The following is a 16,351-nucleotide window of genomic DNA, read 5'->3' on the forward strand; positions in this document are numbered from 1 at the left end:
CTACGCCGGATAGCGCGAACAGATCCACGCTACCCGGTATCAACGACAGATTACAGGAACGATTTGAACGGCAGATCCGGTTCAATAGTGAAGCAATCGTCAAAACCACGCGGATAGTGATACTCGAAGTTATCTTTATCCAACGGCCAGGTAAACTTGCCACCGACCTGCCAGATAAATGGCTTAAAGCCATACTTCAGACGATCTTTTTTCATCTCCCACAGTACGCGGATTTCCTGCGGATCGGCCTGGAAGTTTGACCAGATATCATGGTGGAACGGGATAACTACTTTCGCATTCAACGCTTCGCCCATACGCAGCATATCGGCGCTGGTCATTTTGTCGGTAATACCGCGAGGGTTCTCACCGTACGATCCTAACGCCACGTCGATCTGATGCTCGTTGCCATGTTTTGCATAGTAGTTAGAGTAGTGGGAATCGCCGCTGTGATACAGGGAACCGCCCGGTGTTTTGAACAGATAGTTTACTGCGCGATCGTCCATGCCGTCTGGCAGCACGCCAGCCGCTTTTTGATCCGCTGGTAGGGTGATCAGTGCAGTACGGTCGAACGCGTCAAGGGCATGAATTTCAATGTCTTTCACTTTTACCACATCGCCTGGTTTGACCACGATGCAGCGCTCTTTTGGTACTCCCCAGCCAATCCATAAATCCACGCAGGTTTTCGGTCCGATAAACGGTACGTCATCAGCACAGTTCTGCATCACGGCAGCAGCGACGTTGACGTCGATATGATCGTTGTGATCGTGAGTTGCCAGTACGGCGTCGATCTGGCGAATCGCAAATGGATCAAGAACAAACGGGGTGGTACGCAGGTTTGGCTGCAGTTTTTTCACACCAGCCATGCGCTGCATCTGATGACCCTGTTTCATCAGCGGGTTACCGTGACTTTGTTTGCCAGTACCGCACCAGAAATCAACACAAACGTTGGTGCCACCTTCCGATTTCAGCCAGATCCCAGTACAACCGAGCCACCACATCGCGAATGTACCAGGAGCTACCTGCTCTTGTTCAATTTCTTCATTCAGCCAGCTACCCCACTCCGGGAAAGTGCTCAGGATCCAGGATTCACGGGTGATACTTTTCACTTTACTCATCGCCATTTACCTTCATGATGTTCAGTTTTAATCAATATGTGATTGGTTTTGATTAATCCTGACACTATTTTTTCAGGAAGGCAATGACCATTTTTTGACTTTTTGCCAGGGGAGTTGTTGTGGATTTTGAGTGTGGAAAGATTTAACGGAATGTGTAATTCATTTAACTAAATGAATTTAAATGAGTAATTGTTTCGTTGCATGAATCCCACTCTATCCATGTGGAATTATTTGCGTGCCGCGTCACATTTAATCATAAATAATCTTGTTGTGATTATTTTTGAAAATTAGAGTGAATGCACAACATTCCGGGTGTGCGGAATACCCGGTTACCTCTTCTTCAGGAGATCGTTATGGAGATCCTCTACAACATCTTTACCGTGTTTTTTAACCAGGTCATGACCAATGCCCCGTTGTTGCTGGGTATTGTGACCTGTCTGGGCTACATCCTACTGCGCAAAAGTGTCAGCGTTATTATTAAAGGGACGATTAAAACCATTATTGGTTTCATGTTGTTGCAGGCAGGGTCCGGCATCCTGACCAGCACCTTCAAACCGGTGGTGGCGAAAATGTCGGAAGTCTACGGTATCAACGGTGCGATTTCAGATACTTACGCTTCGATGATGGCCACTATCGAGCGCATGGGCGATGCCTATAGCTGGGTGGGTTATGCGGTGTTGCTGGCTCTGGCGCTGAACATCTGTTACGTGCTGCTGCGTCGTATTACCGGTATTCGCACCATCATGCTGACTGGTCACATCATGTTCCAGCAGGCGGGGCTGATTGCCGTTACGCTGTTTATTTTCGGTTATTCCATGTGGACGACCATTATCTGCACCGCGATTCTGGTTTCGCTCTACTGGGGCATTACCTCCAACATGATGTACAAGCCGACTCAGGAAGTGACGGATGGCTGCGGTTTCTCCATCGGTCACCAACAGCAGTTTGCATCATGGATTGCTTATAAAGTCGCGCCGTTCCTGGGCAAAAAAGAGGAGAGCGTTGAAGACCTCAAACTGCCTGGCTGGCTGAACATTTTCCACGACAACATCGTCTCCACGGCGATTGTCATGACCATCTTCTTTGGCGCCATTCTGCTCTCCTTCGGTATCGATACCGTGCAGGCGATGGCGGGCAAAGTGCACTGGACGGTCTACATTCTGCAAACCGGTTTCTCCTTTGCGGTGGCGATTTTCATCATCACTCAGGGCGTGCGCATGTTTGTGGCGGAACTCTCTGAAGCATTTAACGGTATCTCCCAGCGTCTGATCCCAGGTGCGGTTCTGGCGATTGACTGTGCGGCTATCTATAGCTTCGCGCCGAACGCCGTAGTCTGGGGCTTTATGTGGGGCACCATCGGTCAGCTGATTGCGGTTGGCATCCTGGTCGCCTGCGGTTCCTCCATTCTGATTATTCCTGGCTTTATCCCGATGTTCTTCTCCAACGCCACCATCGGCGTGTTCGCTAACCACTTCGGCGGCTGGCGTGCGGCGCTGAAAATTTGTCTGGTGATGGGGATGATTGAAATCTTTGGTTGCGTCTGGGCGGTGAAACTCACCGGTATGAGTGCCTGGATGGGTATGGCGGACTGGTCAATTCTGGCACCGCCGATGATGCAGGGCTTCTTCTCCATCGGTATCGCCTTTATGGCCGTCATCATTGTAATTGCACTGGCTTATATGTTCTTCGCTGGCCGCGCGCTGCGCGCAGAAGAAGATGCAGAAAAACAACTGGCAGAACAGTCTGCTTAATAAGGAGTTTTGATTATGACCGTACGTATTCTGGCTGTGTGTGGCAACGGACAAGGCAGTTCCATGATCATGAAGATGAAAGTGGACCAGTTTTTAACCCAGTCGAACATCGACCACACGGTAAACAGCTGCGCGGTTGGCGAATACAAAAGCGAGTTGAGCGGCGCGGATATCATCATCGCTTCTACGCACATTGCGGGCGAAATCACCGTGACCGGCAACAAATACGTGGTTGGCGTGCGCAACATGCTCTCTCCTGCCGACTTTGGCCCGAAACTGCTGGAAGTGATCAAAGAACATTTCCCGCAGGATGTGAAGTAAGGACGCGCCATGAAATTACGTGATTCGCTGGCGGAGAATAAATCTATCCGTCTGCAGGCTGAAGCTGAGACATGGCAGGACGCAGTGAAAATCGGCGTTGACCTGCTGGTGGCGGCGGATGTCGTCGAGCCGCGTTACTACCAGGCGATTCTGGATGCGGTTGAACAGCACGGCCCGTACTTTGTGCTCGCACCAGGCCTGGCAATGCCGCACGGTCGCCCGGAAGAGGGCGTTAAGAAAACCGGTTTTGCGCTGGTGACGCTGAAAAAGCCGCTGGAGTTCAACCACGAAGATAACGACCCGGTGGATATCCTCATCACTATGGCGGCGGTTGATGCCAACACTCACCAGGAAGTGGGCATCATGCAGATCGTCAACCTGTTTGAAGATGAAGAGAATTTCGACCGTTTACGTGCCTGCCGTACCGAGCAGGAAGTACTGGATCTCATTGACCGCACCAACGCGGCAGCTTAAGAAGGAATTGAACATGTCATTACCGATGTTGCAAGTCGCGCTGGACAACCAGACTATGGATAGCGCCTACGAAACCACTCGCTTGATTGCCGAAGAAGTCGACATTATCGAAGTGGGCACCATTCTATGCGTGGGCGAAGGCGTGCGTGCGGTTCGTGACCTGAAAGCGCTCTACCCGCACAAAATCGTGCTGGCAGATGCCAAAATTGCCGATGCGGGCAAAATCCTTTCTCGTATGTGCTTCGAAGCCAACGCTGACTGGGTGACCGTAATTTGCTGTGCGGATATCAACACCGCCAAAGGTGCGCTGGACGTAGCAAAAGAGTTTAACGGCGACGTGCAGATCGAACTGACCGGTTATTGGACCTGGGAACAGGCGCAGCAGTGGCGTGACGCAGGCATTCAGCAGGTGGTTTATCACCGCAGTCGTGACGCGCAGGCCGCAGGCGTGGCATGGGGCGAAGCGGACATTACCGCGATCAAACGTCTTTCCGATATGGGCTTCAAAGTAACCGTCACCGGTGGTCTGGCGCTGGAAGATCTGCCGCTGTTCAAAGGTATTCCGATTCATGTGTTTATCGCAGGTCGCAGCATCCGTGATGCCGCTTCTCCGGTTGAAGCTGCGCGTCAGTTCAAACGTTCCATCGCCCAGCTGTGGGGCTAAGGAGCGGATATGTTGTCCAAACAAATCCCGCTTGGCATCTATGAAAAAGCGCTCCCCGCCGGGGAGTGCTGGCTGGAACGACTGCTACTGGCAAAAACATTAGGCTTCGATTTTGTCGAGATGTCAGTGGATGAAACGGACGATCGCCTGTCGCGCCTCGACTGGAGTCGCGAGCAGCGTCTGGCGCTGGTCAACGCGATTGTTGAAACCGGCGTGCGCGTGCCGTCCATGTGCCTTTCTGCCCATCGTCGTTTCCCGCTGGGTAGCGAAGATGATGCAGTGCGGGCGCAGGGGCTGGAGATTATGCGTAAAGCTATCCAGTTCGCCCAGGACGTCGGCATTCGCGTGATCCAGTTGGCGGGCTATGACGTTTACTATCAGGAAGCCAATAACGAAACGCGTCGTCGTTTCCGTGACGGCCTGAAAGAGAGCGTTGAGATGGCGAGCCGCGCGCAGGTCACGCTGGCAATGGAGATCATGGATTACCCATTGATGAACTCTATCAGCAAGGCGCTGGGCTACGCGCACTATCTCAACAATCCGTGGTTCCAGCTCTACCCGGATATCGGCAACCTGTCGGCGTGGGACAATGACGTGCAGATGGAATTGCAGGCCGGAATCGGGCATATCGTCGCGGTGCATGTGAAAGACACTAAACCGGGTGTCTTCAAAAACGTGCCTTTTGGCGAAGGTGTAGTGGATTTCGAACGTTGCTTCGAAACGCTCAAGCAGAGTGGCTATTGCGGGCCGTACCTGATTGAGATGTGGAGCGAAACGGCGGAAGACCCGGCGGCAGAAGTGGCGAAAGCGCGTGACTGGGTAAAAGCGCGCATGGCCAAAGCGGGCATGGTGGAGGCGGCATAATGCAAAAGCTGAAACAGCAGGTGTTTGAAGCCAACATGGATCTGCCGCGTTACGGGCTGGTGACCTTTACCTGGGGCAACGTCAGCGCCATTGACCGCGAACGCGGGCTGGTGGTGATCAAGCCCAGCGGCGTCGCCTACGAAACCATGAAAGCGGACGATATGGTGGTGGTCGATATGAGCGGCAAGGTGGTGGACGGGAAGTATCGCCCGTCTTCCGACACCGCGACGCATCTCGAACTCTACCGCCGTTATCCGTCGCTCGGCGGCATTGTCCATACCCACTCCACTCATGCCACCGCATGGGCGCAGGCAGGGCTGGCGATCCCGGCGTTAGGCACCACGCACGCTGACTACTTTTTGGGCGATATCCCGTGTACGCGCGGGTTAAGCGAAGAAGAGGTGCAGGGCGAGTACGAACAGAACACTGGCAAAGTGATTATCGAAACGCTGGGTGACGCCGAGCCACTGCATACGCCGGGAATTGTGGTGTATCAGCACGGACCGTTTGCCTGGGGGAAAGATGCCCACGATGCGGTGCATAACGCGGTGGTGATGGAAGAAGTGGCGAAAATGGCGTGGATTGCCCGCAGTATTAACCCACAACTGAATCACATCGACAGCTTCCTGATGAATAAACACTTCATGCGTAAGCACGGTCCCAACGCCTATTACGGGCAGAAGTAAAATACGTGCTGCGGAAATTTCCTTCTTCGGGAGATAACTGGTCTGATTCCGCAGCCGTTTTTTCAAAAAAATGCCCCCTGTGAAGGGGGCAAAGCAAACTATGGCAATGTTTCGTTGGTTATACCTGGTGCTAGCGATAAATATCCGCGCTGGCGTGCATATTGCCGTTACTCCCCGGTTCCCGCATCAGAATCACGTGGTAGTACGTTGCGCCTTGCGCATCTGTCTCTTCATTCAGTGCCTGGCGAGCTTCACTTTCAGTGGCGAAGTTATGGTTGATATAAATCACGCCTAAGCTCTGCACGTCGTCCATATTTCTGGCCTGGTGGTTATTAATTTCAATGGCTGCCCATGTATTTGCACTTAGCAAAAGCACAGCCAGAAGGGCTAAAACACGGCTGAACATAGATACCTCCTCAACGGCTGACTTTGTGTGCGCTCCTCTGTAATGATCTTCTGATTTAATTTTAATCAATGATAAAGAAGTTGATGGTGACCATTTCTGATGCAGTTGTTCAAAAAAACGCCCTGATGGGATGTGATGAACTTCAAATCAGCGGGTTAGTACGATTTGGCGAAAGATGAGATTTATTTGTCGGCTGGCCTTGAGTTTAGCGGGGCATACAAGTACTATAACGCGTCATTTTTCAGCCGACCTTTAACACGTTCCTTGCCTCCCCGGGATTCGGCTGACCCAGACAGGAGGCTGAATAATCCGTAAGGAGCAATTCGATGCGTCATTACGAAATCGTTTTTATGGTCCATCCTGACCAGAGCGAACAGGTTCCGGGCATGATCGAGCGCTACACTGCTGCCATCACTGGTGCAGAAGGCAAGATCCACCGTCTGGAAGACTGGGGCCGCCGTCAGCTGGCTTACCCGATCAACAAACTGCACAAAGCACACTACGTTCTGATGAACGTTGAAGCTCCGCAGGAAGTGATCGATGAGCTGGAAACTACCTTCCGCTTCAACGATGCCGTTATCCGCAGCATGGTTATGCGTACCAAGCACGCTGTTACCGAAGCATCTCCGATGGTTAAAGCGAAAGACGAGCGCCGTGAGCGTCGCGATGATTTCGCAAACGAAACCGCAGATGATGCTGAAGCTGGGGATTCTGAAGAGTAATTTCTGATGACCAACCGTCTGGTGTTGTCCGGCACCGTGTGCAGGACTCCCCTTCGCAAGGTCAGTCCATCAGGAATTCCTCACTGCCAGTTCGTGCTTGAGCATCGTTCTGTGCAGGAGGAAGCCGGTTTTCACCGGCAGGCGTGGTGCCAAATGCCCGTTATTGTTAGCGGACACGAAAACCAGGCCATTACTCACAGTATAACGGTCGGCAGTCGCATAACCGTTCAGGGGTTCATTTCATGCCACAAGGCAAAGAACGGTCTGAGCAAAATGGTTTTGCATGCCGAGCAGATTGAATTGATAGATTCTGGAGACTAGCCATATGGCACGTTATTTCCGTCGTCGCAAGTTCTGCCGTTTCACCGCGGAAGGCGTTCAAGAGATCGACTATAAAGATATCGCTACGCTGAAAAACTACATCACCGAAAGCGGTAAGATTGTCCCAAGCCGTATCACCGGTACCCGTGCAAAATACCAGCGTCAGCTGGCTCGCGCTATCAAACGCGCTCGCTACCTGTCCCTGCTGCCGTACACTGATCGCCATCAGTAATCGGTCACGGTCCATTAATACGACTTTGAGAGGATAAGGTAATGCAAGTTATTCTGCTTGATAAAGTAGCAAACCTGGGTAGCCTGGGTGATCAGGTAAACGTTAAAGCGGGCTATGCTCGTAACTTCCTGGTACCGCAGGGTAAAGCTGTTCCAGCTACCAAGAAAAACATTGAATTCTTCGAAGCACGTCGCGCTGAACTGGAAGCTAAACTGGCTGAAGTTCTGGCAGCAGCTAATGCTCGCGCTGAGAAAATCAATGCACTGGAAACTGTTACCATCGCGTCTAAAGCTGGCGACGAAGGTAAACTGTTCGGTTCCATCGGTACTCGCGACATCGCTGACGCTGTAACTGCAGCTGGCGTTGAAGTGGCTAAGAGCGAAGTTCGTCTGCCGAACGGCGTTCTGCGTACCACTGGCGAACACGAAGTGAGCTTCCAGGTTCACAGCGAAGTATTCGCGAAAGTGATCGTAAACGTAGTAGCTGAATAATTCGTTATTCAACGAGACGTAAAAACGCCGACCTTGTGTCGGCGTTTTGCTTTTAGTGATAAAAACCTCAGAAACAGCTGTTCCCTTCATAAAGTTCTCTTACTATTCCTTTTATAAAAAATTCTCAGGACCCATACCTGGCCCCCAGCCTCGCCGCTGGTAGCTCGTGTCATGTTTTTTTACGCGGAAAACATGACAAAAGCATCAATACAGCGTCTCCCTTGTAAGATAATAAAAACAATAAGTTAGGTGCAAATGCGCTGTTATTTTATTGTTTTTTTAGATAAAAAGATAAAATATTATCGCTTCTATGGGGCTGATTGCTTGATGTGCAAAGTAAAAGATCGTTTAACCAAAAAAATGCTAATATTATGGTTATTATGGTCGTAAAAAGATAAAATATTATCGCTATGGGTAAAAAAACAGCACCGTTACTCCCTTATACGAATCAGATGCTTAGTGAATTTGGTGAGCGGCTGAAACTTGCTCGTTTACGACGCAGGCTTACCGCAAAGCAAGTTGCTGAACGTGCCGGGATGTCGCCAATAACATTGCGTTCTCTGGAGTCAGGAAGTGCAGGGGTCACGATAGGGGCATATTTGTCTGTGATGCAGGTTTTGGGTCTGGAAACCGATTTAAATAAGCTTGCAGCTGAAGACGACTTAGGGCGTCAGCTCCAGGATTCCCGTTTGATTAAAAAAAGAGGGCTTGCTCGTTCATCCGGTAAGAATGACGAAGGGATTCAGACAGCCTCATTTCAGACGAAACGCGAGAAAGAAGGTCATCTCACCACGGATTTAACAGCGCTGGCAAAAGACTCAACGCCAACTAATCCAGGGGAAACGTCCACCTCTCTTGCTGCACTATTACAACCGATAAAAAAACCGATAAAAGGAAATTAATTATGGCATTAATCGGAGTGTATGCGGATTGGGAAGGCCTGGATGGTCCTGCGCGTATTGGTTATTTGCACAGTCGTCGCACCCGGGCGCGTGAGATATTTGAGTTTGAGTACGATAAAAAGGCGCTTGCAGATCCTGCACTTAATTTTATTCAGTTAGATCCTGAAATAATGTTGTATGAGGGAGCACAGTACCCAATTCCTCCTAAGGATAAATTTGGTGCATTTAGTGATTCCTGCCCGGATCGTTGGGGACGCATGCTAATGAAGCGGCGTTTTGAGAGGGATATCCGAGACGGATTATTTGATAAAGACTCCCACCTTTATGAGTCTGATTATTTATTAGGTGTACATGATCTTTATCGGGTTGGGGCTCTTCGATATAAACTTGAAGACACTGGAGAGTTTCTTGATAACCGCATTGATGTTGCAGCCCCACCATTTACCGAAATAGCGAGTCTGGAAAGAGCTAGCCGGGCAATTGAAGAAGATCCTGATAATAGAGAACTCATGGGGCAAAAATGGTTAAGAATGCTAATCGCTCCGGGGGGATCATTAGGAGGGGCACGTCCGAAAGCCAGTGTTGTTGATGAAGCAGGACATCTCTACATCGCTAAATTTCCCAGTGTAAAAGATGAGTATGATGTTGGTGGATGGGAAATGGTCGTTAATGCACTTGATTTGGAATTAGCTCGAGAAGTTGCGGAGTATTTTCGACTTGGTTTGACAGAAGCAGATGACATTATTGCTAATTTTAGAGGAATTGTCAGTCAGTGGCGAACCATTGCCGAGCGTCTTAGATTACCTGGTCGTGAACAAGAGTTAATGGCAGAGGCGTTCAGGGCGTCAATTTAGAATAGTTATTTCGATATATTCGATGAGGGCCGCAATAAGCAGCCCTATTAAGATAATTACTTCGTCGCCTGAATGTCGGCCAGCATTGGGGCAAGGGCAGGGTTATCCTTAGCGAAGTTTGCGTACATTGGCTGTACTTTCTCGATAAACGGAGCTTTATCAACCTGGTAGACTTTCACGCCCATTTTATCCAGTTTCGCAAATTCTTGTTTCTCTTCTTCGCTCCACAAGTCTTTCATGTAGCTCATTGATTCTTTAGATGCTTTTAATATAGCAGCCTGATTTTCCGGGCTAAGTTTATCAAACGCAGCATTGCTCATCAGAACCACATCGGGAACCATAGTGTGTTCGTCAAGGCTGAAGGATTTTGCCACTTCACCGTGACGCATGGTGGTCAGCGCCATCACACTGTTTTCCGCCATATCGACGACGCCCTGCTGTAAGGCTGTATACAGCTCGCCGTAATCCAGTGGCGTCGGGTTACCGCCCATGACTTTGATCATTTCAACTGCGCCAGGACTTGGCTGGACACGGACTTTCATGCCTTTCAGATCGTCTGGTTTCAGTACCGGTTTATTGCCGTAGAAGCTGCGGGCGCCTCCATCATAAAAAGTCAGCCCGAAATAACCTTTGCTTTTCGTTGAGTCGAGGATTTTTCTCCCGATATCGCCCTGCATCACCTGATAATAATGATCACGATCGCGGAACAAATAAGGCAGGCTAAATAATTTATAAGAATTTTCAAATGCTTCCATTTCTGCCGCATTGGTTTTTACCAGCGGAATAGCGCCAGAACGAATCAGCTCCATTGTTTCTCGTTGAGTACCCAATGTTCCATTTGGATAAATACGAATAGTAATATCACCGTTAGAGTACTCTTTGCTCTTTTTCGCAAAGAACTCCATCGCTTTATGAACAGGATGAGACTTATCCTGATTATGACTCAGTTTTAATGTCACTGCCCAGGACTGGCTTGCGGATAACATAAGAACAGCACCAATAATGCCAGCGGATACTTTTATTTTCATAGATGTTCCTTTTCTAATAAATATGGCGGCAGGTGCCGCCAGTGAATGCATATCAGTAGCCCAGTGCTCTTGGCAATGCCATACTGATTTGCGGAATATAGGTCACCATTGCCAGCACCAATACCATCACGGCATAGAATGGCAGCATAGGTTTGATAATTTTATTAATCGGTAATTTAGATACACTACAACCGACAAATAACACACTGCCTACAGGCGGAGTACAAATACCGATACACATGTTCAGTACCATGACAATACCAAAGTGAATCGGGTCCATGCCCAACTCGGTGACGACGGGTAAGAATATCGGGGTGAAAATCAGTACCGCTGGCGTCATATCCATAAATGTGCCAATGATCAACAAGATAATATTGATAATAAGCAGGATTACTATTGGATTATCAGAAATGGTATTGAGCAAATCGAGGATCAGGAAGGGTACGTCAGCGTTGGACATAGCCCATGACATGCCCATTGAAGAACCGATCAATAACAAAACAATTGCGGTGGTAATGACGGATTCCAGAAATATTTTAGGCAAATCTTTAACTGAGATTTCACGATAAAGAACCAGCGCAAGGAAAAGGGTATAAATTACCGCAATTGCCGAAGCCTCTGTCGGGGTAAAAACACCGCTTAGTACACCGCCCATAATTAACACAATCAGGAAAATACTGGGGATCGCCATCCATATAGCCACTCCAGCCTGGCGTAAAGTTGGGCGTTCTGGTTTGGGGTATCCGCGACGTACCGCGATAATACCGGCGACGACCATCAGCGCCAGGCCCAGTAAAATTCCCGGAACATACCCTGCCAGGAACAGTGCAGCAATAGACGTACCGCCGCTGACCAGTGAATAGACGATCAACGTATTGCTTGGTGGAATAAGTAAACCAGTAGGAGCAGAAGCAACGTTAACCGCAGTGCTGAATGCCGGGTCGTAGCCTTCTTTAACCTGTTGCGGATGCATGACACCGCCCATCGCCGCCGCCGAAGCAACGGCTGAACCAGAAATTGCCCCGAACAGCATATTGGCGAGAATATTACAGTGGGCAAGTGAGCCAGGCAGACGACCGCCAAGAATTCGCGCAAAGTTAATTAGCCTTCGTGCTATTCCTCCATGATTCATAATGTTGCCAGACAAGATAAAAAATGGGATTGCCAACAACGTAAAACTATCTAACCCGGAGGCTAACTTTTGGGAAACCACACTCAATGCTGAGTTGAAATCGAGTTGTGTGGAAATTGATGCCAGTGTCGATAAACCAATGGCATAAACAATAGGTACACCTAATGCCAACATAAAAAAGAAGGCACCAAATAACACAATAATCGGTAACCAGTAATCCATAATTTCTCCATTCCTACTATGGTTGGTTGTTGTTTATTATCTTTAGAGCGGTTGTTTAAATTCTGTTAAAACCATATCTATGGTGTATATAATAATAAGTACACCACTAATCGGGATACTCATATAGATATATCCCATCTGCCAGCCTAAAGCGGGTGAGGTTTGACCTGAATCGAATGTGTCCATAGTTAATAGCCCACCACCATATACCATAATGATGGTGGCGAAGATAATAACGATAGTCTGAATACACAAAAATAAATGACGCCGTGCTTTTCCTTTCAGCATCATAGGAAGCAGGTCAATCGCCAGGTGCCGGTTCTGCCCCGCGGTATAGGCACCACCAAAAAGGCCAAGACAAATAAAAAGCAAACGACTGAGCTCATCCGTAAATATACTGGGGCTTTTAAATATAAATCGTGCTACCACCTGCCATGTCACACATGCCACAATGATCGCCAAAATGGTAATATTCAATGTTGCAAGCAGAGCATTAATAGATCTAATTATATTTCGCATAGTGATTAACCTTTGCAATATCATTCATCCTGTGGCTGGTAAATTGTCCCATTAAGAAAACCAGGCCAGTTTTTTTCAAACCAAATGCCGCGGATAATGGGAAACTCACGAACAGGTGCTTTTCTGACGTGAAAGATACCATTGCAATAATGAATAAGTAGCTTATCTTTTTTATCCTCAGTACGCTCTGAACGAAAGCGCCAAGCATCACAAAAACCATTTCGTGTTTGCGGAATCGAATTTCCATCTCCGTCGAGAATAATACGAGCCCCACGGCTACCACCATCGGCATCAATATAATGCGTCAACTGTGTCAATACGGCAGCAGAGGTCAGCGTCATATGCCGCCACATAAACAGCTCGGCAACTTCGCCCACATGTTTGATAGCCAATCCATGCTGTTGGACAAATTCGTTCAATAGCAGGGCATCACGAGTGGCACGTCGGACTTTATCGGCATGGCAAATAAACCCCGCATGATCAGACATTCGTGCCTGAATTTTTTCCTTAACCAATGACAATGGCATCCCGGTCCCGTTATCGTGCGCCTGAGTAATGATCTCTCTTATGGACGCCAGGGCCGGAGCGGTCAGTTGTGCAATATCCCCATCAACAGACTGCTTCTGCGTGCAACCAATAAAACGCGCCAGGCGCACTGCAAAAACCTGTCCGGCATTCAGCGCCGCGCCGCCGGGGCGAGTGACGCCGTGCGTACCAGCAACTTCCCCCACGGCAAAACAGCCGGGGAGGGTGGTTTGCCCCCAGATATCTACCGCAATACCGCCATTCATGTGCTGATTATTCATGGCAAACTGCAATGGCTGCGTGGTGAGATCGTAGCCGTGCATCTTGTACAGCGAGATAGACAGCGGATTCATTCGTTGCAGGCGTTCGATGGGCGATTGCGCTAGGGCGCCGTTGTTTTCAAGATATGCGCGAACGTCGTCGTCCAATCGATCCAATGAGAACGGCAAATCACCAGGCACCGCTTCAGGATTGCGATTGAAATCCATAAATACCTGGCGACCTGATTGCTGTTCCTGCGCCACCGCCATGTCTAACAAGCTTGAACCAAAATCCATCACTCGTGTGGCGTGGAATGACCACTGATAGCCTTTACGGAAGATGTTTGAAGCCAGTTCCTGGGTGGTGCGATAGTAATCTGCAAGGAAGTTATACTCGTTGCCCTCAGCATCCACAGAATAGATATACGGGATCACCTGCACATAGGTGCCGGATAAATTCCACGGAAACGTGCTGCGTGGCGTGCCTATACCAAACTGGCTTTCTGTCAGATTGGTTAGCGTCAGACCTTCTTCCAGGGCCAGTCCCAGCGAGCCGAAGCATTTATGTGGATAAACACTGTCGCGATAAAGCTCGCCCGGTCCGCCCGTTGCCAGTACCACATTGGGCGTAGTCACAATGGCCAGCCCCCAGGGGTTATGAGCGCGGGAACCGGTTGCGAGAATAGCCCCCGCAACGCGATCTTCGCCATTCTCTCCGCACTGATGCAGGAGCTTAATCACCGTTGCACTGGTCAACATTGGGATGGCGAGGCGCTGCACTTCCTCCAGCAATACTTTTACCATCAGGCGAGATGTCCGCGGTCCACAGGAGGTTGCGCGTCCGGCTTCGTCATGGTCGGTTTGATAACGGAGAATTGCGCCATAGCGATCTTCCGGTAATTCCAGACCAAGATATTGCAGACCGCCGAGGGTATGCAGAGAACCGACCGCCTCGACATAAGCGGTGTCGTGATCCATTGCGCCACCGCTCGCCAGTGCCTCGGCCAGTTTGGCGAAGTTGTCACCATTGCCCGCAGTAGCGGCGGTAAACAGTGTTTGTTTATCAGAACCGGAACACGCTGACGTCCCCATGTATAACCCGGCGGTCGCGATCAGTACATTTTGCTGGCGACGTTTCAGCTCAACCGCCGCACGTAATCCTGCTGCGCCGCTACCAACGACCAGCGCATCAACTTGCCAGATCGGGTAATCAACATCCTCAACGGTGACAATTGACGTTGGTTCTGCTGACACAAACCCCTTTGGAAAAGTGACGTGCGTCAGCGAATCGAGGATGGCGTCATCAAGCTGGCTCATGCATCCTCCATCGGCGTAAACAGGCTGCTTTCCATCAGACGTGGTTGCCTGATAATCGGGCGGAAGGCCATGAACGGCAGAATGTCGCGCTCAATCTCCACACCTGGTGCGATCTCAATTAATTCAACGCCTTCTGCCGTTAACTGGAATACCGCGCGTTCGGTGATATACAGCACCTCCTGACCGCTTTGCTGTGCGTACGCGGCGCTAAAGGTAATTTTTTCCACCTGAGTAACCAGTTTGGGGATTTGACCTGACTGGGCGATATGCAGGCCATCTGGCGTTACATCGATTTTGCTGCCTTTGGCGTCAAACGTGCCGCAGAACACCACTTTTCGGGCGTTTTGTGCAATTTCGAGGAAGCCGCCGGGGCCGATCAGATTGCCGTTGAGATGCGAAACGTTGACGTTGCCGTGCTGATCCATCTCGCCCATGCCGAGGAAAGTGATATCGATACCGCCGCCGCTGTAGAATTCGAATTGATCCAGCGAAGGGATAATGGCGTCGGCGTTACGGGCGCAGCCAAAAAACGCGTCATCCAGCATCATGCCGTTATGTACGCCTTGCTCAACACTTAGCCACAAACTTTGATAAGGCACGCCTTCACGCAGCGCAACGCCAGGAATACCGCCCGGAATACCAAAGCCAAAGTTGGTTGAAGCGCCAGCCACCAGTTCGCGCGCTGCCCGACGGGCAATCAGACGACGCACCGGATGACTAACCAGTTCAATAGCGTCGTTAGAACTCAGACGGCGATGTTGACCACTAATTGTCAGGTCGTAACCACCAAGATAGGTTTGCGGTTGTTCGCGGTGTTCAACGATGCCATCGACCAGAATCCCCGGAAGCTTGACTCTACGTGGTTCAAGCGCGCCTGCTTCCAGTACATCGCGCACCTGTACGAACACTTTGCCGCCGCTGTTGTGTGCTGCCAGCGCCATTGAATAGCTATCCATATCAATCGCTTCTTCTTCGAGGCTGACGTTGCCACGCGGATCGGCATAAGTGCCGCGCAAAATGGCATAGTCCACTTTGAAAGGGCGATAGCGGAGTTTGGTTTCACCATCAATTTCAATCAGTTCTACCAGATCATCGGTGGTGCAAGCGTTTGACTTCCCGCCGCCATTACGCGGATCAACAAACGATCCCAACCCTACGTGGGTAAAAAGTCCCGGACGTCCGGCGCCGATCTCCCGCAGCAGAGCCTGAATTACGCCGCCCGGGAAGCAGTAGGCTTCAATGGCATTGTTTTTCACCAGTTCCTGCATTTTGGGCGACCAGGTAAAGTGTCCGGCAATTATGCGTTTGAGCATTTCGGCATGAGCGAAGCGATTGGTACCTTTGCTGTCGCGATCGCCAATACCCAGCGAGTGGATTAATGTCAGATCGCGCGGGTGTCCGGTTTGTAGGAAACGAGCTTCAATGGCTGCCAGAATATGGTCAGCTTCCACCATGCCGCCGCCGTTACCGCTAATGGCAATGGTTGCGCCGTCCTGAATTTGCGCCGCCAGTGCCTCGGCGGTTGTTATCTTACGCATACAATTT

19 protein-coding genes are annotated in these 16,351 nt (G+C 50.0%); 12 read left to right on the plus strand and 7 right to left on the minus strand.

Translation table 11 applies throughout. The features are described 5' to 3' along the window. Positions 1-50: 50 nt before the first annotated feature. A complete protein-coding gene (ulaG, locus tag D9734_RS05705) occupies positions 51-1,115 on the minus strand; it encodes an L-ascorbate 6-phosphate lactonase (protein WP_001295191.1) in 1,065 nt (354 codons plus the stop codon). Between the two features lie 353 nt (positions 1,116-1,468). On the opposite strand from ulaG, the gene ulaA reads away from it, so the two are divergent. Genes ulaA through ulaF form a run of 6 tightly spaced genes read left to right on the plus strand, consistent with a single transcriptional unit; the run spans position 1,469 to position 5,875 of the window. After that, on the plus strand, positions 1,469-2,866 hold the full coding sequence (gene ulaA / locus D9734_RS05710; protein WP_001355100.1) for a PTS ascorbate transporter subunit IIC: 1,398 nt from the start codon (positions 1,469-1,471) through the stop codon (positions 2,864-2,866). Between the two features lie 15 nt (positions 2,867-2,881). Next, the gene (gene ulaB / locus D9734_RS05715) at positions 2,882-3,187 is read left to right on the plus strand and encodes a PTS ascorbate transporter subunit IIB (protein WP_000218362.1); all 306 of its coding nucleotides are present in this window, start codon (positions 2,882-2,884) and stop codon (positions 3,185-3,187) included. 9 nt (positions 3,188-3,196) lie between these two features. Next, positions 3,197-3,661, plus strand: a complete 465-nt coding sequence (gene ulaC / locus D9734_RS05720) for a PTS ascorbate transporter subunit IIA (RefSeq protein ID WP_000776505.1) — start codon at positions 3,197-3,199, stop codon at positions 3,659-3,661. A gap of 13 nt (positions 3,662-3,674) precedes the next feature. Continuing rightward, positions 3,675-4,325 carry a 3-keto-L-gulonate-6-phosphate decarboxylase UlaD gene (gene ulaD / locus D9734_RS05725; RefSeq protein WP_023216462.1) on the plus strand — a complete coding sequence of 217 codons (651 nt, stop codon included), beginning with the start codon at positions 3,675-3,677 and terminating at the stop codon, positions 4,323-4,325. 9 nt (positions 4,326-4,334) lie between these two features. Beyond that, positions 4,335-5,189, plus strand: a complete 855-nt coding sequence (gene ulaE / locus D9734_RS05730; protein ID WP_130206007.1) for an L-ribulose-5-phosphate 3-epimerase UlaE — start codon at positions 4,335-4,337, stop codon at positions 5,187-5,189. Then, complete coding sequence (ulaF, locus tag D9734_RS05735) at positions 5,189-5,875, plus strand: L-ribulose-5-phosphate 4-epimerase UlaF (RefSeq protein WP_130206009.1); 687 nt, start codon at positions 5,189-5,191, stop codon at positions 5,873-5,875. The genes ulaE and ulaF overlap by 1 nt, the downstream gene beginning before the upstream one ends. 130 nt (positions 5,876-6,005) lie before the next feature. Here ulaF and yjfY read toward each other — a convergent pair whose 3' ends face one another. Next, complete coding sequence (gene yjfY / locus D9734_RS05740) at positions 6,006-6,281, minus strand: DUF1471 family protein YjfY (RefSeq protein WP_000492914.1); 276 nt, start codon at positions 6,279-6,281, stop codon at positions 6,006-6,008. 326 nt (positions 6,282-6,607) lie between these two features. On the opposite strand from yjfY, the gene rpsF reads away from it, so the two are divergent. The 6 genes from rpsF (at position 6,608) to D9734_RS05775 (ending at position 9,803) form a co-directional block, all read left to right on the plus strand. Beyond that, positions 6,608-7,003, plus strand: coding sequence for a 30S ribosomal protein S6 (gene rpsF / locus D9734_RS05745; RefSeq protein ID WP_001216676.1), 396 nt, complete (start codon positions 6,608-6,610; stop codon positions 7,001-7,003). A 6-nt stretch (positions 7,004-7,009) separates the two neighbouring features. After that, positions 7,010-7,324: a primosomal replication protein N gene (priB, locus tag D9734_RS05750; RefSeq protein ID WP_001296681.1), complete on the plus strand. Its 315-nt coding sequence runs from the start codon at positions 7,010-7,012 to the stop codon at positions 7,322-7,324. A gap of 4 nt (positions 7,325-7,328) precedes the next feature. Then, on the plus strand, positions 7,329-7,556 hold the full coding sequence (rpsR, locus tag D9734_RS05755) for a 30S ribosomal protein S18 (protein ID WP_000135199.1): 228 nt from the start codon (positions 7,329-7,331) through the stop codon (positions 7,554-7,556). A 41-nt stretch (positions 7,557-7,597) separates the two neighbouring features. Continuing rightward, the gene (gene rplI, locus D9734_RS05760; RefSeq protein ID WP_001196062.1) at positions 7,598-8,047 is read left to right on the plus strand and encodes a 50S ribosomal protein L9; all 450 of its coding nucleotides are present in this window, start codon (positions 7,598-7,600) and stop codon (positions 8,045-8,047) included. A gap of 410 nt (positions 8,048-8,457) precedes the next feature. Further along, complete coding sequence (locus tag D9734_RS05770) at positions 8,458-8,949, plus strand: helix-turn-helix transcriptional regulator (RefSeq protein ID WP_130206011.1); 492 nt, start codon at positions 8,458-8,460, stop codon at positions 8,947-8,949. Positions 8,950-8,951: 2 nt separating this feature from the next. Next, positions 8,952-9,803, plus strand: coding sequence for a hypothetical protein (locus tag D9734_RS05775; protein WP_130206013.1), 852 nt, complete (start codon positions 8,952-8,954; stop codon positions 9,801-9,803). Positions 9,804-9,859: 56 nt separating this feature from the next. Here the strand turns inward: D9734_RS05775 and D9734_RS05780 are convergent, their stop codons facing one another. Genes D9734_RS05780 through D9734_RS05800 form a run of 5 tightly spaced genes read right to left on the minus strand, consistent with a single transcriptional unit; the run spans position 9,860 to position 16,344 of the window. Next, complete coding sequence (locus D9734_RS05780) at positions 9,860-10,831, minus strand: TRAP transporter substrate-binding protein (RefSeq protein ID WP_130206015.1); 972 nt, start codon at positions 10,829-10,831, stop codon at positions 9,860-9,862. Between the two features lie 52 nt (positions 10,832-10,883). Beyond that, a complete protein-coding gene (locus D9734_RS05785; RefSeq protein WP_130206017.1) occupies positions 10,884-12,185 on the minus strand; it encodes a TRAP transporter large permease in 1,302 nt (433 codons plus the stop codon). A 42-nt stretch (positions 12,186-12,227) separates the two neighbouring features. Beyond that, on the minus strand, positions 12,228-12,704 hold the full coding sequence (locus D9734_RS05790; protein WP_130206019.1) for a TRAP transporter small permease: 477 nt from the start codon (positions 12,702-12,704) through the stop codon (positions 12,228-12,230). A gap of 20 nt (positions 12,705-12,724) precedes the next feature. Beyond that, positions 12,725-14,806 (minus strand): FAD-binding protein, encoded by a 2,082-nt coding sequence (locus tag D9734_RS05795; protein WP_130206021.1) that lies wholly within the window; start codon positions 14,804-14,806, stop codon positions 12,725-12,727. Continuing rightward, positions 14,803-16,344 (minus strand): CoA-transferase, encoded by a 1,542-nt coding sequence (locus D9734_RS05800; protein ID WP_130206023.1) that lies wholly within the window; start codon positions 16,342-16,344, stop codon positions 14,803-14,805. The genes D9734_RS05795 and D9734_RS05800 overlap by 4 nt, the downstream gene beginning before the upstream one ends. Between the last annotated feature and the right edge of the window lie 7 nt (positions 16,345-16,351).

The organism is Escherichia sp. E14S1 (assembly GCF_004211995.1).
Taxonomy (GTDB): Bacteria; Pseudomonadota; Gammaproteobacteria; order Enterobacterales; family Enterobacteriaceae; genus Escherichia.